Source organism: Streptomyces rimosus subsp. rimosus, from assembly GCF_000720725.1.
Lineage (GTDB): Bacteria > Actinomycetota > Actinomycetes > Streptomycetales > Streptomycetaceae > Streptomyces > Streptomyces rimosus_A.
In genome coordinates this window covers 1-22,938 of the sequence record NZ_JOCQ01000092.1, presented here as the reverse complement: position 1 = coordinate 22,938, position 22,938 = coordinate 1, and the positions used below count along the sequence as shown (strand labels likewise).

At 71.4% G+C, this 22,938-nt stretch carries 17 protein-coding genes, 1 tRNA gene and 1 pseudogene; 7 read left to right on the top strand and 12 right to left on the bottom strand.

The window, feature by feature from the left end:
- Positions 1 to 70: 70 nt before the first annotated feature.
- The 7 genes and pseudogenes from IH45_RS0133460 to IH45_RS0133430 all read right to left on the bottom strand — a co-directional run bounded on the left by IH45_RS0133460 (position 71) and on the right by IH45_RS0133430 (position 10,891).
- The gene (locus IH45_RS0133460) at positions 71 to 2,146 is read right to left on the bottom strand and encodes an ABC transporter ATP-binding protein (RefSeq protein WP_030677324.1); all 2,076 of its coding nucleotides are present in this window, start codon (positions 2,144 to 2,146) and stop codon (positions 71 to 73) included.
- Between the two features lie 562 nt (positions 2,147 to 2,708).
- Entirely contained in the window at positions 2,709 to 3,704 is a 996-nt protein-coding gene (locus IH45_RS0133455; protein WP_234440774.1) for a ParB/RepB/Spo0J family partition protein, read from the bottom strand.
- A gap of 485 nt (positions 3,705 to 4,189) precedes the next feature.
- Positions 4,190 to 4,618 (bottom strand): annotated as a pseudogene (locus tag IH45_RS0133450) (winged helix-turn-helix domain-containing protein); the annotation flags it as partial.
- Positions 4,619 to 4,919: 301 nt separating this feature from the next.
- Positions 4,920 to 5,975 carry a 3-deoxy-7-phosphoheptulonate synthase gene (aroF, locus tag IH45_RS0133445; RefSeq protein ID WP_030677319.1) on the bottom strand — a complete coding sequence of 352 codons (1,056 nt, stop codon included), beginning with the start codon at positions 5,973 to 5,975 and terminating at the stop codon, positions 4,920 to 4,922.
- 395 nt (positions 5,976 to 6,370) lie between these two features.
- The gene (locus IH45_RS0133440; RefSeq protein ID WP_030677317.1) at positions 6,371 to 9,316 is read right to left on the bottom strand and encodes a helix-turn-helix transcriptional regulator; all 2,946 of its coding nucleotides are present in this window, start codon (positions 9,314 to 9,316) and stop codon (positions 6,371 to 6,373) included.
- A gap of 539 nt (positions 9,317 to 9,855) precedes the next feature.
- A complete protein-coding gene (locus IH45_RS1000000150880) occupies positions 9,856 to 9,987 on the bottom strand; it encodes a DUF397 domain-containing protein (protein ID WP_324607969.1) in 132 nt (43 codons plus the stop codon).
- Positions 9,950 to 10,891, bottom strand: coding sequence for a helix-turn-helix domain-containing protein (locus tag IH45_RS0133430; RefSeq protein ID WP_030677313.1), 942 nt, complete (start codon positions 10,889 to 10,891; stop codon positions 9,950 to 9,952). The genes IH45_RS1000000150880 and IH45_RS0133430 overlap by 38 nt, the downstream gene beginning before the upstream one ends.
- A gap of 107 nt (positions 10,892 to 10,998) precedes the next feature.
- Between IH45_RS0133430 and IH45_RS1000000149020 the strand changes: the two genes are divergently transcribed.
- From IH45_RS1000000149020 to IH45_RS01000000144355, 3 genes are all read left to right on the top strand, one after another.
- Positions 10,999 to 11,229, top strand: a complete 231-nt coding sequence (locus IH45_RS1000000149020; RefSeq protein ID WP_158813347.1) for a hypothetical protein — start codon at positions 10,999 to 11,001, stop codon at positions 11,227 to 11,229.
- 90 nt (positions 11,230 to 11,319) lie between these two features.
- Positions 11,320 to 11,490, top strand: coding sequence for a hypothetical protein (locus IH45_RS1000000149015; RefSeq protein ID WP_158813346.1), 171 nt, complete (start codon positions 11,320 to 11,322; stop codon positions 11,488 to 11,490).
- Complete coding sequence (locus IH45_RS01000000144355; RefSeq protein WP_158813345.1) at positions 11,451 to 12,467, top strand: methyltransferase domain-containing protein; 1,017 nt, start codon at positions 11,451 to 11,453, stop codon at positions 12,465 to 12,467. Before IH45_RS1000000149015 ends, IH45_RS01000000144355 begins: the two co-directional genes overlap by 40 nt.
- Positions 12,468 to 12,510: 43 nt before the next feature.
- Here IH45_RS01000000144355 and IH45_RS0133415 read toward each other — a convergent pair.
- A tRNA-Leu gene (locus tag IH45_RS0133415) sits at positions 12,511 to 12,598 on the bottom strand.
- Positions 12,599 to 12,930: 332 nt separating this feature from the next.
- Between IH45_RS0133415 and IH45_RS0133410 the strand changes: the two genes are divergently transcribed.
- From IH45_RS0133410 to IH45_RS0133395, 4 genes are read left to right on the top strand one after another with little or no spacing between them, the layout of a single operon-like run.
- Positions 12,931 to 14,691 (top strand): thiamine pyrophosphate-binding protein, encoded by a 1,761-nt coding sequence (locus IH45_RS0133410; RefSeq protein WP_078897898.1) that lies wholly within the window; start codon positions 12,931 to 12,933, stop codon positions 14,689 to 14,691.
- 10 nt (positions 14,692 to 14,701) lie between these two features.
- Complete coding sequence (gene frc, locus IH45_RS0133405) at positions 14,702 to 15,958, top strand: formyl-CoA transferase (protein ID WP_030677311.1); 1,257 nt, start codon at positions 14,702 to 14,704, stop codon at positions 15,956 to 15,958.
- A 47-nt stretch (positions 15,959 to 16,005) separates the two neighbouring features.
- On the top strand, positions 16,006 to 18,159 hold the full coding sequence (locus tag IH45_RS0133400) for an acetate--CoA ligase family protein (RefSeq protein WP_030677309.1): 2,154 nt from the start codon (positions 16,006 to 16,008) through the stop codon (positions 18,157 to 18,159).
- Positions 18,156 to 19,520 carry an OFA family MFS transporter gene (locus IH45_RS0133395; RefSeq protein ID WP_050515364.1) on the top strand — a complete coding sequence of 455 codons (1,365 nt, stop codon included), beginning with the start codon at positions 18,156 to 18,158 and terminating at the stop codon, positions 19,518 to 19,520. Before IH45_RS0133400 ends, IH45_RS0133395 begins: the two co-directional genes overlap by 4 nt.
- 58 nt (positions 19,521 to 19,578) lie before the next feature.
- On the opposite strand, the gene IH45_RS0133390 is transcribed toward IH45_RS0133395, so the two are convergent.
- The 4 genes from IH45_RS0133390 to IH45_RS0133375 form a co-directional block, all read right to left on the bottom strand.
- The gene (locus tag IH45_RS0133390) at positions 19,579 to 20,223 is read right to left on the bottom strand and encodes a PASTA domain-containing protein (protein WP_030677303.1); all 645 of its coding nucleotides are present in this window, start codon (positions 20,221 to 20,223) and stop codon (positions 19,579 to 19,581) included.
- Positions 20,224 to 20,415: 192 nt separating this feature from the next.
- Positions 20,416 to 20,805 (bottom strand): chorismate mutase, encoded by a 390-nt coding sequence (locus IH45_RS0133385; protein ID WP_032918775.1) that lies wholly within the window; start codon positions 20,803 to 20,805, stop codon positions 20,416 to 20,418.
- An 85-nt stretch (positions 20,806 to 20,890) separates the two neighbouring features.
- The gene (locus tag IH45_RS0133380) at positions 20,891 to 21,964 is read right to left on the bottom strand and encodes a sugar phosphate isomerase/epimerase family protein (RefSeq protein WP_050515361.1); all 1,074 of its coding nucleotides are present in this window, start codon (positions 21,962 to 21,964) and stop codon (positions 20,891 to 20,893) included.
- A gap of 93 nt (positions 21,965 to 22,057) precedes the next feature.
- On the bottom strand, positions 22,058 to 22,938 hold an 881-nt coding region (locus tag IH45_RS0133375), incomplete at its 5' end, for an alkaline phosphatase family protein (RefSeq protein WP_199810743.1).

Here is a 22,938-nt window from a genome sequence, read left to right as displayed (position 1 = left end):
CGCCACCGCTGCGGTGGTCCGCTGCGGTGGCGCGGTCTTCCCGTGTACGCGGCCGCCGGGCGGCCGGAGGTCAGCGGCCGCCGGGGCCCTGACCGGTGGTGTGCCACACGCCGCCGCCCGGGGCGCCTCCGTCGTCGGGTCCGTCCCCGTCGAAGAAGACCATGTTTCCCGGGCCGCCCGGCACCATCTGCGGCGCGGGCCCGCGCGCTTCCCTGGCCTCAAGGGCCTCGGGCACGGCCGGTTCCGGCCCGCCGCCCGCGGCCTGCCGGGCGAACTGCGTGTGGTACAGCTCCGCGTAGAGCCCGCCGGCGGCCAGCAGCTCGTCGTGCGTGCCCCGCTCGCGGATACGGCCCTCGTCGAAGACCAGGATCTGGTCGGCCTCGCGGATGGTCGACAGCCGGTGGGCGATGACGACGGACGTACGGCCGCGCAGCGCCGTCTTCAGGGCCCGCTGGATGGCCGCCTCGGACTCCGAGTCCAGGTGCGCGGTGGCCTCGTCCAGCACCACGATCGAGGGCGCCTTCAGCAGCAGCCGGGCCAGCGCGAGGCGTTGCTTCTCACCGCCGGACAGCCGGTAGCCGCGGTCGCCGGCCACGGTGTCGAGACCGCTGGGCAGCGAGCTGATGGTGTCCCAGATCTGCGCGGCCCGGCACGCCTCGATCAGCTCCTCCTCGGTCGCGCCGGGGCGGGCGTAGGTCAGGTTGTTGCGGATGGTGTCGTGGAAGAGGTGGGCGTCCTGCGACACCACGCCGACGGTGCCGCGCAGCGAGTCGAGGGTGATGTCGCGCAGGTCCTGCCCGGCGATGCGGACACTGCCCGCCGTCGGGTCGTACAGCCGCGACACCAGGTGCGTGGCCGTGGTCTTGCCCACGCCGGACGGGCCGACCAGGGCGGTGAGCTTGCCGGACGGCACCGTGAAGCTGACGTCGTGCAGCACCTCGGGCGTCTCCTTGGCGCGCTCGTCGGCGGGCAGCGCGTTCGACTCCAGGGACGCCAGCGAGACCTCACTGGCCGGCGGATAGCGGAAGGACACCCCGTCGAAGACGACCTCGGGGGCCGCCGCGCCGTCCGGCGCGGGCAGGTCGACGGCGCCGTCCCGCTCGGTGATCAGCGGCTTGAGGTCGAGCAGTTCGAAGATCCGGTCGAAGCTGACCATCGCGGTGTGCGCGTCGCCCTGCACGCTGGACAGCTGGGTGATCGGCCCGTACAGCCGCGCCAGCAGGGCGGCCAGCGCCACCAGCGTGCCGACCTGGAAGGTCCCGTTGATCACCAGGGCGCCGCCGAGGCCGTAGACCAGCGCGGTGATGACCGCGGCCAGCAGCGTCATGATGATGACCGTCAGGCGGCTCAGCACCGTCCAGGTGACACCGACATCGCGCACCTTGCCCGCGCGCTTCGCGAACAGGTCCGCCTCCTCGCGGGGACGGCCGAAGAGCTTGGAGAGCATCGCGCCCGCGACGTTGAAGCGCTCGCCGATGGTGGCGCCCATCTCCGCGTTCATCTGCATCTGTTCGCGGGAGTAGCGGGTCAGCCGCCGGCCGACCAGCGCGCCCGGGATCATGAACAGCGGCAGGATCAGCAGCGCGATCAGACTGACCAGCCACGACAGGTAGAACATGCTGCCCAGTACCAGGACCAGCGTGAACACGCTGGACAGCGAGCCCAGCAGGGTGCCGAGCGCGTGCTGCGCGCCCACCACGTCCGTGTTGAGGCGGCTGACCAGGGATCCGGTCTGGGTCCGGGTGAAGAAGGCCAGCGGCTGGCGCTGTACGTGGGCGAACGCCTGGACCCGCAGGTCGTAGCTGACGCCCTGGCTGATCCGGCCCGAATACCAGCTCTGGGCGAGCTGGAGCAGCGCGTCGAGGACGGCCAGGCCCGCGACGACGAGGGAGATGGTGGTCAGCGTCGAGGTGTCCTTCTGCAGGATGCCGACGTCGACGATCTCCTTCAGCAGCAGCGGGGTCGAGACGATGATGAGCGAGTCGAGCAGCGTCAGAACCAGCAGCAGGGCCGATTCGCGGGAATGCGGTTTCGCGTACGACAGGATGCGGCGGAGCGTTCCCGGCCGGAGCCGCTGCGCAGCCGTGGAATTGCCCGGGTCGTCGTACGTCGCCAGCATGATGCCCGAGCCTTGACCGGCAAACATATCAGCGGAGACCTCCTGGGTCGGGATTCCTGGGTCGGGATTCTCTGGTCGGGATTTCCGGGTCGTCGTGGTGCCTGGTCACTGGTTGCTGAATTCCTGGTCGCTGATCCCTGGGCATGCGGTCGACCGCATGCGAACGGCGGCGCCGCGAGGGCGCCTGTTCCGTGGTGTCCGGTGAGCTTTCGTCAAGACCGGCCGGCCGCTCCGCGACGGCGGTTTTTCCCCCTGGGCCTATTCCCTGAAGAGGGCGCGCCGTTGCGACGATACCCGTGCCGTCTCCGACCGGCCAGGCCGATAAGTCCGGGGCGGCGCACGGGTTTCTCCACCGCCACCGAAATCATTCTCCCGCGTACTCAAATAATTCCGAGGCCCGGCATCGGCCCGCACCACACCGATGCACCGGCGAATTCCTCGGACCCGGCGGCCGGACGGCCCGGCGGGCGCCGCTTTCGCGGGCACCCGACGGTACCGACCGTACGCGCTTTTCCACCGCGGCCGGTTGGACGGTGCGGAGTCCGTCCAACCGGTCGCTTTCCTCACTTGGACACGGCCGCCTCGCCTGTCAGACGGTTTCGACGACGTTCCGCTCGGCCCGCTGGGCGAAGTCCGCCCAGATATCCGCACACTCGCGGGCCAGTTGGGCGATGATGCCGCTGCAGTGCGGAGGAATGTTTGCCATGATGTCGTCCCACTCCTCCGCGCTGATCGTGTGAATGCTCAGCAGCCGCAGCAGCGTGCGCCCCGTCTCGCTGAACCGCAGGGCCGGGTCGACCTTCAGGCGGCGTACGACCACCGTCCGGTCCTGCGCCGGCATCCGGGCGGGGACCGCCGCGGCGTCGCCGTCGCGGGGGCCGCTGTGCCCGGCGGGCTCCTGCTCCCGGGACGTACGGGCCGGCCGGCCCCGCCCCTTGAGCAGCGGTTCCTCGCCCCGGCGCAGCCGGTTGCGCACATCGCGCGCCGTTTCGGGCGAGATCCCGGACGCCCGCGCGATCTGCCGCAGCGACAGGCCGGGGTTCTCGGCGATGAGGTTGCCGGCGAGCCGGCGGCCCTCGGCGCCGTTCAGCGGCCGGAAGCGGCCGTCCTGGCCGATCCTGCCGCGCCCCGCCGCAGCGGCGCCGGACACCCGGCGGCGGATCTCCGCGACGGTGCCCGGCGCGATGCCGGTGACCGAGGCGATCATCCGGTCCGACCACAACGGGTGGCTGCGGATGATGCGTTCGGCCGCGCTCTTGCGGTCCGCCATCGACAGCGGCAGGCCGTGTGTGATGTTCGATTCGACGGCCAGGACGAAGGCGTCCGCCTCGTCGCCGTCGAAGAATCTCACCGCGATCTTGTCGTCACCGCGGCGTTCCGCTGCTCGTAATCGGTGCACCCCGTCGATCACCCGCATCGTCGCGCGGTGCGCGATGATGGGCGGCAGCGGCGCCTGTGCCACCGCCAGCATCTCGACGTGCTCCGTATCTTCCCCGGATATGCGCGGAGAGCCGGCCACCGACAGTGAATCGATCTCCACTTCGACGACCGTCTGCATATCCACGTGCGCCTGCCCAGGTTCCACTCCAGGCTCCTCGCGTTGTGATTCCCCCGTGCGCAAGCTAGCGCTGACGCACCCTAACGACTTACGGCAGGCCCATGCATCGGCGACGTCCGCCGGAGAGAGACATCACCGGGCCGTTCGGACGTAGAACCCACCCCCGCTTCTCTTCCTTCTTCTGCAACTCCCGGCGGGGGAGGAAGGTTCCCGCACCACTGGACCGCGAGAATCGCGAGACGCGAAGCGGAACACATATGCAAACAAACCATCTTCCCCCATTCAGATACATACTCTAACAGTGCCTTTATCTACGGGGCACCCCTACCTGCGGTACCTGAACCTGCAATGTCGCATTCCGCGCGTTATCGGGAACGGCGCATTCCCGAAGAGCCGGCACCGCCGGAAAACATGTGCATTCACCACCGGGATCATTCGCTCCGCGTCGGCCGCGGGGTGCGCGCCGCCCGCCCGTCCCGTCCACCCTCCGCGCGGACCCACCCGCCCGCGCTCCGCTCCGCCGCCCTGGACACCGGCGCCGCGTACGACCACCCGTGACGGCGCATCATCTTCCGTACCCCCTGGATCGTGTACGTGACGTGGAAGCGGCGCGCGATCACGGTCTGGATGCGCTCCAGCGTCCAGCGCCGGTCGGGCCAGCCGTAGGCCGCCGGCCCCTTGGCGAGTTCCGCCTCCAGCTGGCGGAACTGCGCCGGGCTCAGCCGCGGCCGGGACGCCGGCCCCTTCGAGCCCAGGGCCTGCGCCCCGTCGCTCCGCCAGGACTTGCGCCACCGCTGCACCGACCGCACGCTCACCCGCAGTTCCCTGGCGATCACCGCGTTGGTCTCGCCCCGCGCGAACCGCTCGACCGCCTGCAGCCGCAGCCGTTCGCGGAACTCCCGCCGCTCGGCGGTCAGTCCGCCGCCCTGTGCGTATCGCATCTCTCCGACATACCCCAGGATTCGCGATGCGTCAGCCTCCGCCGACATCACCGGTTCAGCGCCGGTACCCCTATCGCGGGCTGCCCGGTACACCGGGGAACACCCGTCCCCCGGCGCCCCACCCGTCCGGCCGTACGTACGGAAGTTGGCCTGTACCAATCGGTCGGACGGTGGGTCGTGTGCGCTTTCGTCCGAGCACCCGTCGGGGTACCCCTACCGCCGGCGCACATCCGGCCGGCGCCGACGCTTCATCGCGCCGTCCGCGCCTCCGCGCGCCCCGCACGCCCGGCGGGCGGCCGCGTCAGGGGGCCGCGATCCCCGCCGGGGTCCGCGGCGCCGGCTGCGTGAGCGACCGGCCCATCAGCGGCGACAGGACGGTGGCCGTCTTGGCGATCTCCTGCATGTCGGCGTCGAGCAGCGCCTGGTCGCCGTCGCACAGCGCCGTCTCCGGCGCCGGATGCACGTCGATCATCACGCCGTCCGCACCGACCGCCAGCGCGGCCCGCATCAGCGGCAGCACCAGCTCGCGCCGGCCGCCCGAGTGCGACGGGTCCACGATCACCGGCAGGTGCGACAGCCGCTGCACCACCGGCACCGCGCTGATGTCCAGCGTGTTGCGGGTACGCGTCTCGAACGTGCGGATGCCGCGCTCGCACAGCACGATGTCCAGGTTCCCGCGCTGCGCGATGTACTCGGCGGCCATCAGCCACTCGTCGATGGTCGCGCCGAACCCGCGCTTGAGCAGGACGGGCTTGCCCGCGGACCCGACCGCCTGGAGCAGCGCGAAGTTCTGCATGTTGCGGGTGCCGATCTGGAGCATGTCCGCGTAGGAGGCGACCAGTTCGACGCTGCCGGGGTCGATGACCTCGGTGACCACCGGCAGCCCGGTCTCGTCGCGCACGTCGGCGAGGATGCGCAGCCCGGCCTCGCCGAGCCCCTGGTAGGCGTACGGCGAGGTCCGTGGCTTGAACGCGCCGCCGCGCAGCATCGAGGCGCCCGCGGCGCGGGCCATCCGCGCCGCGGTGAGCGTCTGCTCCGGCGATTCGACGGCGCACGGTCCGGCGATGACGGACAGGGTGTCGGGCCCGATCGGCACACCGCCGACCCGGACGACCGACCGGGCGGGGTGGTGCTCCCGGCTGACGAGCTTGTGCGGCACGGAGATCCGTACGACGTCCAGGACCCCCTTGCGGCTGCGCAGGTTGAGCGCCTCGAACTCGTCCACGTCCCCGACGAGCCCGACGATCGTACGGGTCACCCCCCGGCTGACGAAGGCATCACCGCCCGCCGAGCGCACCAGGCCGACGACGGCGTCGACATCCTCCTGCGTGGCCCCCGGGGCCATCACCACCACCATGAGGGTTCCTCCCGTTGAGTGGCCGGCACCGGCCGGCCGGATGTGGTTGCGAGGGACCGGCGCACGCCCGCACCGCCGCGCGCCGGTCCGTCTGCTGGGGCTCCCCGGGACCGTCCGGCCGCGCCGCGGCGCCCGTGCGCGAACCCCGCCGCGTCACTGCGGAGAGCAGCAACTGCCGTTTTTTTCAAGGGAGTTCGCGTCATGTGGTATTGGCGTCAATCATTCCACAGGTGTGGGTCGGGGTGTCCAACCGCGCAACATCGGGGAAGGGCAGGGCGCGACGGCCGTGCGAGCGGGACCGGGCAGGCCGAGGGCGCCGCCGTACCGGCCGGGGCCGGCGGGCCGCGCCCGTGCCGGACGGGCCGCGCCCCACCGCCGGCTGACCGGCCCCCCTGCTAACCGGCCCGAAGACAGTCACGCGATAAGCCGTCGCCGCACCCGGCCGGCCCGGCCTCCTCCCCCGCGTCCAGGTTCAGCCGGGTCGCCAGGTCCGTACGGCGCTGCACGCCCAGCTTCCGGTACGCCCGGGTCAGGTGCTGCTCCACGGTGCTGATCGTGATGAACAGCGCCCCGGCTATCTCCCGGTTGGTGTACCCGCGCGCGGCGAGCGTCGCGACGCGCAGTTCCGCGCCGCTCAGCTCGGTGGCCGGACGCCCCGCCCCGGACCGCTCGGACCGCTCGGGCGGACAGGCGCTCGTCGCGCCGACCGGCGACGCCTTCAGGACGGGCGCCTTGATGCCGCACTCCCGCATCAGCTGCTGCGCCTTGCGCGCCGCCACCCGGGCCCGGCCGTCCTCGTTCCTGTCCCAGTAGCTGTACGACAGTTCCGCCATCGCGTACGCCAGCTCCAGCCGGTGGCCGCTGCGCTGGAGGATGTCCAGGGCCTCGGCGAGGAGCCGCGGGCGGTCCGACCGCTCGGCCAGCGCCGCCAGCACCCGCAGCGCGACCCCGCGCGTCCACGGCGGCCGGGGGCCGGGGCGGGTCAGCTCCTCCTCCAGGAGGGAGCGGGCGCGGCGGTCGTCGCCCAGGGACACGTACACCTGCGCGGCGTCGGAGCGCCACGGCACCAGCGCGGACAGGTCGAGGCGCCAGCGCGCCATCAGGTCCCCGCACCGGTGGAAGTCCTCCAGGGCGGCGTACGGGCGGCCGGCGGCGAAGTGGTAGTGGCCGCGCGCCCAGAGATACAACAGCCCGCCGGGCGTCCGGAACGCCGCGTCGGGCACGGGGATCCTCAGGTGCGCCGCGGCCTCGTCCAGCCGCCCCATGGCGGCCTTCGCGTACAGCAGCGCGGCGACCGGGGCGGCGACGGCCGCTCCCCACCCTTCGGGCGGGACGGCGGTGAGCGCGGTGTGCGCCGACTCCTCCGCCGCGGCCAGCTCACCGAGTCTGATCTCGGTGTACGCCTTGGCCGTGGCGAACAGCGACTGCCACATCGGCGCCCGCCGCTCACGTGCCTCCGCCAGGAGGATGTCGCACCACCGGGAAGCCTCCGGCAGCCCGTCGGCGACGACGAGCGCCACCAGGGCGGCCAGCCCCGCCGCCGGGGTACGGTCCTCCGGCCGCGTCTCCTGGAGGATCCGCTCCGCACGGACGATCGCGTCCCCGGCCGCGCCCTGGTCCAGCACGGAGGCCATCAGAGCGAGGGCCCGCTGCTGCGTACCGTGCCCGGTGACCACGCCGGAGGCCCGGCCACCGGCTCCTGCCTTCCCGTACGTCCCCGGAGCCACCGCGGCCCCGCCCCGGGCGGCCACCCCGGGATATCCGTACGCGAACCAGAGCCGCGCCGACTCCAGCACCTGCCGCTCCCCCGCACCGCCAACTCCCCACGCCACATGCGGCACAGCCGCCTCTGCCACCGCCTCCTCCCCTGGGCCCTCCACAACCCGAAGCACCTCCAGCGCCTCATCCGCCCTCCCGAACCACAGCAGATGGCCGATCAGCGCCTTCATGTCCCGGGGGGTGAGGCGCCCGGCCAGCGCGGCGTCGGTGAGTGCGGGCAGATGCCGTACGGCGGCGGACGGGTCGACCCGCCACCCGGCCCGTATCAGCGCGGTCCGGACCCGGAGCACCTGCCGCTCGTCCGCGCAGCTGTCCCGGGCCACGCGCAGGCAGTCCAGCGCCCGCCCCACCTCGTTACGGGCCAGCGCGGCCTCGGCCGCCTCCAGGAGCGCGGGCAGCACCCAAGGGGCGTCCACGTTCTCCGCGGCGACCAGGTGGCGGGCCAGTACGGTCGCGGACGCCCCGTGCTCGTACAGCACCCGGGCCACGCGGGCCTCCAGGCGCGGTGAACGCGGCGGCTCCACCCGGCGCAGCACCGCCGTCCGCCCGGCCTCGTGACGGAACCGGCCGGCCGCGAGCAGCCCCATGTCGTGCAGGGCGCGCAGGCTGCGCTCGCCCGCCGCGCGCGGGACCCCGAGCAGCTCGGCGGGCTCGGAGCGCTCGGCGGGCTCGGCCCGCTCGGCCTGCGGCCCGAGCACCGCCAGCAGCCACGCGGTGTTGCGGGTGAGGACGTCACTGCGGTTCAGGCACAGCCCGACGGCACGCTCGTACGCCTCACCGGGAATCAGCTCGGCGCTCCCGGCCCGGCCCGTGCGCACGTCCGCATCCGCGTAGTCGTCCAGCAGCGCCCGCATCAGCAGCGGGCTGCCACCGCTCAGCCGGTGGAATTCCGATACGGGCGGCGCCGAACGCCGCCCTTTCCGCCCGTCGGCCAGCATGGCGGCGATACCGTCCCGCGGCAGCGCACCGACATGCAGAAAACGGCATACCGGTCGCCGCAGCAATTCCCGCCGCGTCCGGCTGTCGTCCCACTCCGTACCACTGCTTTCCCCGAGGACCACCAGAATCCTGCTGACATCCAGCCGTCGCACGACATGCAGCAGACATTCCACGGAATAGGCATCGGCCTGATGCACATCGTCGACGCACACCACCACCGGCCGTTTCCTGGCCCGGGCGAAGAGGATGTGGCACATCCGCGGGAAGACGTCCGCGACCACTTCCGCCGGAACGGCGCCGTCCGCGCCCCGCACCGGCGCGCCGGCCGCGACCGGCGGCGGCAGCGGCCACAGCGCCGGCTCCCCGTCCACGCCGGGCGGCCCGGCGGTCCGCAGCAACTGCCCCACCACACGCAGCGGCACGTCCTTGTCCGCCGCGGTCGCCGTGGCCTGCAACCACACCGCACCGGTCGGCGCCGCCCGCTCCCGGAACGCGCGCAGCAACGCGGTCTTCCCGCCGCCCACCGCCCCGCTGACCAACGCCGCCCCGCCGCGCCCGGCCGCACAGGCATCGAGCATGCCCTCCAGGACGGAGAGCTCCGTGTCCCGTTCCACCAACTTCATGAGCCGGCTTCACCCCCGTATCCGGACTCCCGCTGTTCAGTAGGACGGATATCCAGCCGCGACCGGCCCGTCGGCTCCAACGGTCACAGAAAATGCACCCGGCCGTCATTCCCCGGCCCCGGAACAGTCATCCCCCGCGTCCGCACCCGGCGACGACCCGCCCCGCCCTAACACGTCCCTTATTACTCCAACATTACCCCGGCGCCCGCCACCACCGCCCCCGCCCACGAAACAATTTGAGGAGTCCACCATTCCCCTGCCAAGGCGCACGGGCGACCTCTCCCATTACCCTCACGGCGCGTAACAAAAATCATCCGTCAAGGGCCACATATTCACCCCAAGACAACGCACCGATCCCCCGAACTCCACCACTCACCACTCCATCTCCGGCCCCGCGAGCATCAACGGCGCCGCCCCATCGCAGGGTTGCCAACCTGCGCCGGCCACGCATTCCCCCTACGTCGGCCACGTGGCCAACCTGCCTCGGATACAGGTGAGCGCCCCGTTCGGACTGGACGAACGGGGCGCTCGACGGGGGGCTAGGCCGGGAAGCCGCCGCGCTTCACGTCAGCCACGAACGCCGTCCACTCCGCCGCTGAGAAGATCAAGGCGGGGCGCTGCGGGTCCTTGGAGTCACGCACCGGGACGAAGCCGGGGAAGCCTTGGGCCACCTCGATGCAGTCTCCGCCCTGCGTATTGCTGTAGCTGCTCTTGCGCCAGCTTGCGGCGTCCAGATCGGGTCGGGAGACGTGGATCACCGTAGGTGTCCTCCATCACGGTTCGGATGAGGTCGACAGACGCCCTCTGGGAGAGGGCCTGAGCTTGCAAGTGATCGAATGCTAGCTCGTATCCGGCAACCTGCTCCGGCTGCTCCACCAGCTCGCCGGAGTGCGATCCCTCCAGGTACACGACATCCGAGCGATGACGGAACGACAGGACCGTTATCGATCCGCCCATAGCCGGATGCGCACCCTGTCGGAAGGGAAGCACTTGAACGACTACTCGCTCCGATGCCTCCTGGGCGCGCAGCAAGTGCGCCAACTGCGCCCGCATGATCGATGCACTACCGACCTGGCGCCTCAACACCGCTTCGTCGAGGACAACCCAGAGAGTCGGCGGGTTGCCGACGGCCAGTAGCTTCTGCCGATCCAGGCGTGCTGCCAACAGTTCTTCCACCGCCACGTTCGGTCGGGCAGCGTGCAGCAGCTCACGAGCGTACGCCTCGGTCTGCAACAAACCCGGAACCGTATGCGCCATGTACTTCCGCATCTTGATCGCTTTGGCCTCAAGTCTCATGTACTTGCGTGACCAGTTCGGGAACGGCGTCCGCTGGATGTGCTCCCACAGGTCCGAGAGGTCACCGTCTGCGCCCAGGAGAACGTCCAGCGCGTCCGAGACGTCCTTCGTCGGCGACTCGTTACCCAGCTCGAACTGAGCGATGCGGCTATGAGCGATGGGCACCTTGTCGCCGAGTTCCTGCTGAGTCCACCCGGCCCGGCTCCTGAGCTTCCGCAGCTTGACACCGTACAGAGCCTCAAGCGACGTGGACGGGTCAAGCTCCTTGGGTGCGGGCACCGTTGCTCTCCATTTTCGCTCTGCAGCTCCGAAAACCATTCCCCTGGCGAGCGTACCCGCACGCCTACAGGCTGTAATCGGAAGCAACGGCACAGCCCCGGAGGCGAATGAGCGTGACCACCCCATCTCAAGGCCGCACCCCGGCCGAGGCCGCACGAGAAGCCATGGGCGAATTGGCGGACGCCGCCATCGCGGCCGGCGTCCGGTTTCCCAGCCTGCGGCTGGACCCGAAGCCGGTGGGCGAGTACGGCGTCCTGGCGCACCTGATCGACCTCGGGCGCATCAACCTCGCCACGTCCAAGAGGCTCACGGAGGTTCTTGAGGCGGCACGCAGGTGAGGCGCGGATGGCACGCGGGTCCCGACGGGGGCCGGGTCCGCCCACAGCGCGTGCGGGGGCACGCGAACTGCGAGCAGGCGGGAGGTGACCATGCCGACGTGGAGTGAACTCAAGCGCACGTGCGCCGAGGCGCTGGACGCGGACGGCCGGTTCCTGACCGACTGGACACGCAAGGCGTTCGACGCCGTACCGCGAGAGGCGTTCGTCCCGGACCGGTTCTGGTGGCCGGAGAAGCAGGACGACGGGCTGTTTCCCTCCTGATCGACCGGAAAGAAGAACCGGAGCAGTGGGCGGAAGCCGTCTACGCCTCGCGCACGACCCTGATCACGCAGATCGACGAAGGGACCGTGAAGCCGGACGGCCCCGCGAACGGGCGCTTCACCTCATCCGTCTCCGCCCCGGACGTGGTCGTACGGAAGCTCGGCCACCTCGACCTCCACCCGGGCCAACGGGTGCTGGAGATCGGCACCGGGTCGGGCTACAACGCGGCCCTCCTGGCCGCACGCACAGCCCGCGTGACCACCGTCGAGGTCGATCAGGCGTTGACCATCGCCGCTCGGGAAGCGCTGACGGGCGTACGGAGCGACGTGGAAGCGGTGTGGGGTGACGGGATGCACGGATGTGCCTCCAGTGCGCCGTTCGACCGGATCATTGCCACGGCTTCGGTACGGAAGGTGCCGTTTCCATGGGTGGAACAGACCGCGCCGGGCGGAGCGCTCCTCGTACCGGTGGCGAACACCACCGAGACCAACGGACTGCTGTTGCTGCGGGTGGCGGAGCCGGGGCGGGCATCCGGTCGCTTCGTGGACACGGTGGCCTTCATGCCGCTGCGAGGCCAGGAGAACGGCAACACCAGCATCTCGGAACTGTACGAGCGCACCCGCGGGCAGGCGTCCGGCACGATCCGTGAATGCAGCCTTCACGAACTGACCCGGAGCCGGGATGCGGAACTGGCCGTGCCCTTGCGGTTGCCGGAGGTGTGGGTCCGCCGCAGTCCAGAGGGAACGTGGTGGATCTCCAACCGGCACACCACCGCATGGGCGACGGCCCGGAAACGGCCGGACGGCTCGTACCGGGTCAGGCACTGGGGGCGGCGTGATCTCTTCGCCGAGGTCGCCGGGGCACTGGAGTGGTGGCGGAGAAACGGCCGCCCCGGGCTGACGGACTTCGGCGTCACCGTCACGGCGGAGCGTGGGCATCAGGTTTGGCTGAGGGAGCCGGGCAACATCGTCGGCTGAGCCCTGAAATGCAGAAAACCCCAGAAAGAACTGGGGTCTCAGCTGGTGTCCGAGGGGGGACTTGAACCCCCACGCCCGATAAAGGGCACTAGCACCTCAAGCTAGCGCGTCTGCCATTCCGCCACCCGGACTAGGTGTGGTCTTCGCGGGGCGTTCCCCGCGGCGACATGGACAACAATACCAAGGTTTCGGGGTGGGTTTCACCTGCGTATGCGCTGTGGGCATAAGTACAGCTTATGAGGGTGGGAGGGGTGGTGCGGGCGGCACCTCCCGGGCCCCGGCCGGTGGCTGAAACAGAGGGGTCGGCCCTGGACAGTGGCCGGGCGATGCGGGATACAGGCTCCATACAGTATTCGTCGACTGTATGCGATCTACGGCTATGGACCGGGCTGCCCGGACTGCCCGTGACGCGCCCGGCCCGTACGTCCCGCGGAACGTTCCGATCGAAGGGATGCGATGCCCCATGCCCGACGCCCCCCAGGCCCCCGCCAAGGACCCCGTCCAGGCCCCCGCCCAAAACCCCATCCCGAACCACCACCCCCAGCCCACCACCCCCGAATCCCTCATCTCCGGCGGCCACCTCGTGGCCCAAGCCCTCAAGGCCGAGGGCGTCGACGTGATCTACACGCTCTGCGGTGGACACATCATCGACATCTACGACGGCTGCGTCGACGAGGGCATCGACGTGGTGGACGTACGGCACGAGCAGGTCGCCGCGCATGCCGCGGACGCCCATGCGCGGATCACCGGGAGGCCGGGGTGTGCCGTGGTCACGGCGGGGCCCGGGACGACGGATGCCGTGACCGGGGTGGCCAATGCCTTACGGGCCGAGTCGCCGATGCTGCTGATCGGCGGGCAGGGGGCGCTCGGTCAGCACAAGATGGGGTCGCTCCAGGATCTGCCGCATGTCGAGATGATGACGCCGGTCACGAAGTTCGCGGCGACCGTGCCGGACACCGCGCGCGTCGCCGACATGGTTTCGATGGCGTTCCGGGAGTGCTTCCACGGCGCTCCCGGGCCGTCCTTCCTGGAGATACCCCGGGATGTGCTGGACGCGAAGGTGCCGCGCGGTACGGCGCGGGTGCCCCGGGCGGGGCACTACCGCGCCTCGACCCGTTCGGCGGGTGATCCGGACGTCGTCGAGCGGCTGGCCGAGCTGCTCGTACGGTCCGAGAAACCGGCGGTCCTGCTCGGCGGCCAGGTGTGGACGACGCGCGGTACGGACGCGGCGGCCGCTCTCGTACGGGGCCTGAATCTGCCCGCCTATATGAACGGCGCGGGGCGGGGCACGCTGCCGCCCGGCGATCCGCTCCATTTCCAGCTCTCCCGCCGTCATGCCTTCACCCACGCCGATCTGATCGTGGTCGTCGGGACGCCGTTCGACTTCCGGATGGGGTACGGGAAGCGGCTCTCGCCTGCCGCGACCGTCGTGCAGGTCGATCTGGACTACCGCACGGTCGGCCGGAACCGGGATGTCGATCTGGGGATCGTGGGCGACGCGGGGCTGGTGCTGGCGGCGGCCGCGCAGGCGGCGTCGGGGCGGCTGGACACCGGTGCGGGACGGCGCAAGGGGTGGATCGAGGAGCTGCGGGCCGTCGAGGAGGCCGCGGTGGCGGAGCGGCTGCCGCTGCTGCGCTCGGACTCCGCGCCCATCCACCCGTACCGCCTGGTCGGCGAGATCGACGACTTCCTGACCGAGGACTCGGTCTTCATCGGGGACGGCGGGGACATCGTGACCTTCTCGGGCCAGGTCGTGCGGCCGAAGGCGCCGGGTCACTGGATGGACCCGGGGCCGCTGGGCACGCTCGGCGTCGGCGTGCCGTTCGTGCTGGCGGCGAAGAGGGCCCGGCCGGACAAGGAGGTCGTGGCGCTCTTCGGGGACGGCGCGTTCTCGCTGACGGGGTGGGACTTCGAGACGCTGGTCCGCTTCGGCCTGCCGTTCGTGGGGATCGTCGGCAACAACTCCTCGATGAACCAGATCCGGTACGGGCAGCGGGCGAAGTACGGCGAGGCGCGGGAGCGGGTCGGCAACACGCTGGGGGACGTGCCGTACGACGCCTTCGCGCGGATGCTCGGCGGCTACGGCGAGGAGGTCCGCGACCCCGCGCAGATCCGGCCGGCGCTGGAGCGCGCGCGGCAGTCCGGCCTGCCGTCGCTGATCAACGTCTGGGTCGACCCGGACGCGTACGCCCCCGGCACCGTCAACCAGACCATGTACAAGTGAGGAGCTGCTGATGAGCGCGACCGCAACGCAAGGGGCGGGCGGGAAGGCCCTGACCGGCGTCCGGGTGCTGGACATGACGCATGTGCAGTCCGGCCCGTCCGCCACCCAGCTGCTCGCCTGGCTCGGCGCGGACGTGGTCAAGCTGGAGGCGGTCACCGGCGACGTCACCCGCGCACAGCTGCGCGACATCCCGGACGTGGACTCGCTCTACTTCACGATGCTCAACTGCAACAAGCGCAGCATCACCCTGAACACGAAAACCGAACGGGGCAAGGAGCTGCTGGCCGAGCTGATCCGGCGCTCGGACGTCCTGGTGGAGAACTTCGGGCCGGGCGCCGTGGACCGGATGGGTTTCCCGTGGGAGCGCGTACGGGAGCTCAATCCGCGCCTCGTGTACGCGTCGATCAAGGGCTTCGGCGAGGGCCCGTACACGCAGCTCAAGGCGTACGAGGTGGTCGCGCAGGCCATGGGCGGGTCGATGTCGACCACCGGGTTCGCGGACGGGCCGCCGCTGGCGACCGGCGCGCAGATCGGTGATTCGGGGACCGGTGTGCACTGCGTCGCCGGCATCCTCGCCGCGCTCTACCAGCGTGAACGCACCGGGCGCGGACAGCGCGTCCAGGTCGCGATGCAGCACGCCGTGCTGAACCTGTGCCGGGTCAAGCTGCGGGACCAGCAGCGCCTGGAGCACGGGCCGCTGCCGGAGTACCCGAACGACGACTTCGGGGACACGGTGCCGCGCAGCGGCAACGCGAGCGGCGGCGGGCAGCCCGGCTCGGCGGTGCGGTGCGCGCCCGGCGGCCCCAATGATTACGTGTACGTGATCGTGCAGCCGAAGGGCTGGGGACCGCTCGCGGAGCTGATCGGGCGGCCCGAGCTGGCCGCGGACCCCGAGTGGGCGACGCCGGCCGCGCGGCTGCCGAAGCTGGCGAAGATGTACCAGCTCATCGAGGAGTGGAGCAGCACGCTGCCCAAGTGGGAGGTGCTGGAGCGGCTGACCGCGCACGCCGTCCCGTGCGGCCCGGTGCTGTCCGCCAAGGAGATCACCGAGGACGCGTCGCTGGCCGCCGACGGAATGATCGTGCGGGTCCGGCATCCGCGGCGCGGCACGTTCACCACCGTCGGGTCGCCGCTGAAGCTGTCCGACTCCCCCGTCGAGATCGCGTGCTCGCCGCTGCTCGGGGAGCACAACGACGAGGTGTACGGGGGCGAACTGGGGCTGGGTGAGGACGAGTTGCGGTTGCTCAGGGAGGGCGGGGTCATCTGATGGGGCGATCGACGGGTGAGCGGTTGACGGACGGGCGGGGGCATCTGATGGAGGAACGGTTACGGAACGCGGAGCCGGCGGCCGTGCTGCGGGCCGCGCGGGCGGCCGGGCGGACGACGCTCACGGCTCCCGAGGGCAGGGTGCTCGCGGCGGCGTACGGCATTCCCACCCCGGCGGAGGGCCTGGCGGAGTCGGCGGACGAGGCGGTCGCACTCGCCGGCCGGATCGGCGGCCCGGTCGCACTGAAGATCGTCTCACCGGACATCCCGCACAAGACGGATGCGGGCGGCGTACGGGTGGGCCTGTCCTCGGCCGCCGGGGTACGGGCCGCGTACGCGGAGGTCGTTCGGAACGCCGCCGCGTACGCCCCGGAGGCCCGGATCCAGGGCGTACAGGTACAGCAGATGGTGCCGGAGGGGCTGGAGGTGCTGGTCGGGGCGGTCACCGATCCGACCTTCGGGAAGGTGGTGGCGTTCGGGCTCGGCGGGGTGCTGGTGGAGGTTCTGAAGGACGTCACGTTCCGCCTCGCGCCGGTCCCGGCGGCGGACGCGGCGGCCATGCTGGACGACATCCGCGCGGCCGAGGTGCTGCGCGGCGTACGCGGCGGGCCCGCCGTGGACCGCGCGGCGCTCACCGACCTGATCGTCCGGGTGTCCCGGCTGGCCGCCGACTTCCCCGAGATCGCCGAGGTCGACCTGAACCCGGTGTTCGCCGCGCCGGACGGGGTGCTGGCGGCCGATGTACGCATCGTGCTCGGCGACGGGCCGCCCCCGCGGCGCCGCCGGTACACCCGGGAGGAGATCCTCGCTTCGATGGAGCGGCTGATGCGCCCGCGCTCGGTCGTCGTCATCGGCGCCTCGAACGAGCCCGGGAAGATCGGCCACGCGGTGCTGCGCAACCTGCTCGACGGGGGTTTCGACGGCGCGGTCCACCCGGTGAACCCGAAGGGCGGCGACATCCTCGGCCGTACCGCGTACCGCTCCGTGGCGGACGTGCCGGACGGGGCCGATGTGGCGGTCTTCGCCATCCCCGCGCCGCTGGTGCCCGCGGCCCTGGAGGAGGTGGGGTGCAAGGGCATACCGAACGCCGTACTGATCCCCTCCGGCTTCGCCGAGACCGGCGAACACGCCCTCCAGCAAAGCCTCGTGGCCATCGCCGAGAAGTACGGGACCCGGCTGCTCGGCCCGAACATCTACGGCTACTACTCCCCCTGGCAGCGGCTGTGCGCCACGTTCTGCACCCCGTACGACGTCACCGGCCCGGTCGCGCTGACCTCGCAGTCCGGCGGCATCGGCATGGCCGTCCTGGGCTTCGCACGCGCCACCCGGACGGGTGTCTCGGCGATCGTCGGGCTCGGCAACAAGGCCGACGTGGACGAGGACGACCTGCTCACGTACTTCGGCGCGGACCCGCGCACCAGGAGTATCGCGATGCACCTGGAGGACCTCAAGGACGGCCGGGCGTTCGTGGCAGCCGCGCGGGAGACCGTGCGCGAGAAGCCGGTCGTGGTCCTCAAGGCCGGGCGGACCGGCGCGGGCGCGAAGGCGGCCGGATCGCACACCGGCGCGCTGGCCGGTGACGACGCGGTCTACGACGCCGTCCTCCGGCAGGCGGGCGTCATCCGGGCGCCGGGCCTCCACGAGATGCTGGAGTACGCGCGTGCGCTGCCCGTCCTGCCGACGCCGCAGGGCGAGAACGTTCTCGTCATCACCGGGGCGGGCGGCTCCGGCGTCCTGCTCTCGGACGCGGCCGTCGAACACGGGCTGCGCCTCATGGCCGTCCCCGGCGATCTGGACGCCGCTTTCCGGCGCTTGATCCCGCCGTTCGGCTCGGCCGGCAACCCGGTGGACATCACCGGCGGCGAACCGCCCGCCACCTACGAGGCCACCGTCCGGCTCGGCATGACGGACCCGCGCGTCCACGCCCTGGTGCTCGGCTACTGGCACACCCTCGTCACCCCGCCCATGGTGTTCGCGGAACTGACGGCCCGGTTGGTGGCCGAATTCCGGGCGGCGGGCGTCGCGAAGCCGGTGGTGGCGTCGCTGGCCGGGGACACCGAGGTGGAGGAGGCGAGCGCGTACCTCTTCGAGCGGGGCGTGGTGGCGTACCCGTACACGACGGAGCTGCCGGTGGCGGTGCTGGGGGCGAAGTACCGGTGGGCGCGGGCCGCGGGCCTGCTGCCGGGAGGCGGTGCGCGGTGACGGCCCAGGACGTACGGCGCCCGGGCCGGGCCGCGTTCACCGAGGTCCGCGACGCGCACGGCCGGGTGTACCGCGTGGGTGAGACGGACCGGCAGCTGCTCGGCCGCCCGCGGTGGACCATGGTGCTGCTGCCCTGGATCGCGATGCTCGGCATCAGCATCTTCGAGTACGCCTTCGGAGCCGCCGAGTCCACCCTCTCCACGGCACACCACTGGACGCACACCGGCGCCTTCTGGGTGCTCAGCGTCTGGATCTTCTTCCAGGCGGCGGTGGCCTTTCCCGCGGGCAGGCTGCGCGAGAGGGGCCTGCTCAGCAGCCGGGCCGCGATGCTGTGCGGGTCCGTGCTGTCGCTGCTGGGCTTCCTGAGCCTGAGCCACGCCCCGGACATCCGGTGGGCGGTCGCCGGCTTCGGCGTCCTGGGCGGCACCGGGGCAGGCCTGGTCTACGCGACCTGTATCAACACGGTCGGCAAGTGGTATCCGGAGCGGCGCGGCGGCAAGACGGGCTTCGTCAACGGCGGCTTCGCGTACGGCGCCGTGCCCTTCATCTTCCTGTTCTCCTACGGCTTCGACGCCGGCGACTACCAGGCTGTTCTGGACCTGGTCGGCCTGTACGTGCTGCTGCTGACGGCCGTGGCGGGCCTGTTCTTCAAGGATCCGCCCAAGAACTGGTGGCCCGCGCATGTCGATCCGCCGGCCGCGCCGCACGATGTCCGTACGCCGGCGGCGCTGCGCAGGAACCCGCCCGCGGCGGCGCAGTTCACGCCGCGGGAGGCCATCCGTACGGGCATGCTGCCGCTGATGTGGGCCTGTCTGCTGTGCACCGCCGGCGTCTCGATCTTCGGGATCTCCTTCCAGGTGCCGTTCGCCAAGGAGGCCGGGTTCGGGCCGCTGGTGGCGGCGTCCTCCATGGGCATCATGTCGGTGGTCAACGGCACGGGCCGGGGCGTGGTCGGCTGGCTCTCTGACCGGCTGGGGCGGCGGCCGACCCTGACGTATGTGTGCCTGGTCCTCGGGCTGGCCCAGTTCGGCGTCCGGTGGGCGGGCGAAATCGCCAACCAGCCGTTGTTCCTGGTCTTCGCCTTCATATCCGGCTTCGGCGGCGGCGCTTTCTTCCCGCTTTTCGCGGCCCTCGTCCCCGACTATTTCGGCGAGAACAACAACGCGTCGAACTACGGCCTCGTCTACAGCTCGAAGCTCGTCTCCGGCCTTCTGGGCGGCGGTATCGGCGCGTCGGTGGTCGCGACGTGGGGGTACGGGGGCGCGTACGCGGTGGCGGGGTGCGTGGGGCTGCTGGCGGCGGGGCTGTCGTTGTTGTTGCGGCGGCCGGTGGGGAAGGGGGCGACTGTGGGAGCGGGGTGACGAATTTCCCAGGGCTCCCTCCTATCAGCCCCTCAGATCCTCAGCTTCTATCAGCCCCTCAGCACTCCTCCTGGAATTTCACCGCTTCCAGCGTCACCGGCTGACCGTCCAGTTTCGTGCCTGCCGCCGGGTTCTGGCGGCACACCTTCCAATTGGATTCCACGATAACCATCCGGTTGCGTCCGGAGGCGTCCTTCACGGTGATGCCGGTACTGGTGTCGAAAGCATTCCGGGCCACCTTCACCGACTTGTTCCGGAGGTCGGGCATGGTCGACGCGGGAGCGGCGGAGGCACCGGCCCCGGCATCCTCGTCGGGGCAGGACTCCGACAGTTTCACCGCCCCGAAATCCACCGTCTTACGCGTGTCGACCGCGCCGGGTCCGGGGGTCTGCGTACAGACCTTCCAATTGCGGTCGAAGGCCTGCATACGCCCGCGCCCGAGCGCGTCGTGGCTGCGCAGCACCCGGAATCCGGCCGCCTGGGCGGCGTCCTGCGCGCTTTGCAGGCCCTTGCCGACCAGGTCGGGCAGCGTGGCCGTACGGGCCGGAGCGGGGCCCGGCGTGGTCTGCCCCGCCACGCTCGGCTCCGGGGCCGCCTTCGTGGGCGAACCGCCGCTGCCGTCGGCGCTCCCGGAGGGCTGGCAGGCGGCGAGTCCGAGGCAGAGGGCCGCGACGGCGGCGGCGGTGACGGCGGTGCGGTGCATGGCTCCCCCAGTACGGGAATGGCGGCGCTCCTAAGGCGGCGCCGGTACGGCGATGGTGCCGTAACGGAACGTGACGACAGGGAGACCGGTGTCACCCCCCGAGGGTTGTACGGGGCGCTACGGGAATTCTTGTTCGCCGACGTCCGGTCGGACACGCCGCCGGCCCGGCTGGTTCGGCCGACGCCGTCCCGGTCAGTGCTCGGCGGCCGGGACGGACACCTCGGGAGCCCTGTCCGTCACAGCTGTTCCCTGCTGTGCGATGGCTTTGTGGTGCTGCACGACCTCGCCGATGATGAAATTCAGGAATTTCTCGGCGAAAGCCGGATCCAGTCTGGCGTCCTCCGCCAAGGTGCGCAGACGGGCGATCTGAGTGGCCTCACGGGCCGGGTCGGCGGGCGGGAGGTTGTGACGGGCCTTGAGCTCACCGACCTGCTGGGTGCACTTGAACCGCTCGGCGAGCAGGTGCACCAGCGCGGCATCCAGGTTGTCGATGCTGCCGCGCAGGTAGATCAGGCGCTCGCGCGCCTCCTCGTCGGCGACGGAGGTCGCGTCGCCCGCCAGTGGTGCGGTCCCCTCGCTCATGTACGTCTCGCCAATCTGGTCGTACCGGCCGCCCCGGTCGGGCAGTGCTGATCCTGTGCACACTACCCGGCCGCGGTCGTACGGCTTAACCGTGCGACGCGCGCAGGCTCCGCAGATGGCGGGCCGAGCGGCGGGCGGTCGACAGGGAGCCCGCCGGGTTGGCGGCCGGGTCCACGGCGTCGTCGCGTTCGACGATCCAGTGGGCCGGGCGGCGGCCGGTGCGACGGCCGAGGCGGCGTTGTACGGCGGAGATGAAGCAACGGTAATCGATGTCCCCGTCGCCGACGTCCACCATGCGGTAGCCGTCCTGCGAGGCGGTGTCGTGCTCGCCGTCCTTGACGTGGAAAAGCGGATAGCGACCGGGTGCTCTCAGGACGTGGTCGAGGGGTTCGAAGGGGGCGGGGGTGCCGTCCGGCCGACGGGAGAACCGGTACTGGGCGACATAGGCCCAGAAAATGTCCATCTCGAAGAAGACGAGACGGGGATCGGTTTCCGTGAGCAGGACGTCGTAAAGGCGGACGCGCGGGTCGTCCGCGGCGAAGGCAAATTCCTCGGCGTGATTGTGGTGGTAGAAACGCATGCCGCGGGCCCTGGCGGCAGCACCGTACGCGTTGAATTCCGCGGCGGCGCGTTTCCAGGCGTCGACGGTGTTGCCGTAGCGGTCCGGTACGGAGGGGGTGCCGATGTACGGCAGGCCGAGGGTCTCCGCGTCGTCGAGGACCTTGGTCAGGTTGGTGGCGAAGGTGTACGCGGCGGGGTCGGCGGAGGCGTGGCCGACGTGGCTGCCGATGCCGCGCAGGCCGTGGTCCCTGAGGAGCCGCCGGAGCCGGGGCAGGGTGACCGGGCCGGCGGAGCCCTGGGTGTATCCGGCGAACTCGACCTCGTCGTAGCCGTGCCGGGCGAGTTCCTCGAAGACCCGGGCGAAGCCGAGGGACGAGGTCTGGTCGCGGAGCGTGTAGAGCTGGATGCCGAGGCGGCCGGGCGGGACGACGGGACTGTGGTGGGGGTGCCGGGCGGGGGCGGCGTGTGCGGAGGCGCTTCCGGTGCCTAGGAGGGCGGCCGACGCGGCTCCGGTGGCCACGCCGAGGAATCGGCGGCGGTGGAGGGCGTTTCTCAGGGCGGCTCGCCGGTCGTCTTGGTGGGAGCGGGGTGGGGTCATGGCGGGCTCCTTGGGGAGGTGCGGGCGAGGGGGGGCTGTGCTGGGTGGCAGGGGGCTGCTGTGCTGGGTGGCAGGTCGGTGCGGGCCGCGTTGTCAGTGGGGGCGGGCAAGATGAAGGAGCAGGGACTTCACGTGGGTTGCGGCGAAGGGGGTGTGCAGTGCGGCATCGGGTGCGGAGCAGAGAATGAGCGGGCCGTCGGCGGGGTCGGCGCCGGCCTCGGGCAGCAGGCCATGGCTGCCGCGTACGGGCTCGGGGTCGAGCGGGACGACCGCCATGCGGTAGCGCAGACCGGCCTTCTTGCGGACGAGTGCGGCCGCGGCGCGCAGCCGTACGTACGGGTCGCGGGGGTCCATGAAGAGTTCGGCCGGGTCGTAGCCGGGCTTGCGGTGGATGTCGACGAGGCGGGCGAAGTCCGGGGCGCGCGCGTCGTCGAGCCAGTAGTAGTAGGTGAACCAGGCGTCGGGCTCGGCCAGAGCGACGAGTTCGCCGGAGCGGGGGTGGTCGAGGGCGTGCGCCTTCTTGCCCTCGTCGTCGAGCAGCCGGTCCAGGCCGGGCAGCCCGGTCAGGGCGGCGCGGGTCGCGGCGAGGTCTTCGGGATGGCGTACGTAGACGTGCGCGATCTGGTGGTCGGCGACGGCGAACGCCCGGGACGCCGTGGGGTCCAGGTATTCCATCCCGTCCTGCGTGTGCACCTCCAGCAGTCCGGCGTGGCGCAGGGCGCGGTTGATGTCCACGGGGCGGCGAGCGGGCCGGATGCCGTATTCCGACAGGGCGACGACCGTGACGTGCGCGCTGCGGGCGTCGGCGAGGAGGGGGGCGATGACGGTGTCCAGCGCGGCGGCGGCCTGAGCCGCGCGGGGGTCGTCGGGGCCGTAGCGCTGTAGGTCGTAGTCGAGGTGCGGGAGGTCATGTGGATGTGCGGGTCGAAGATGCGCATCAGGACTCCTCGCGGGGCGGGGGCTGGGGCGTGGCC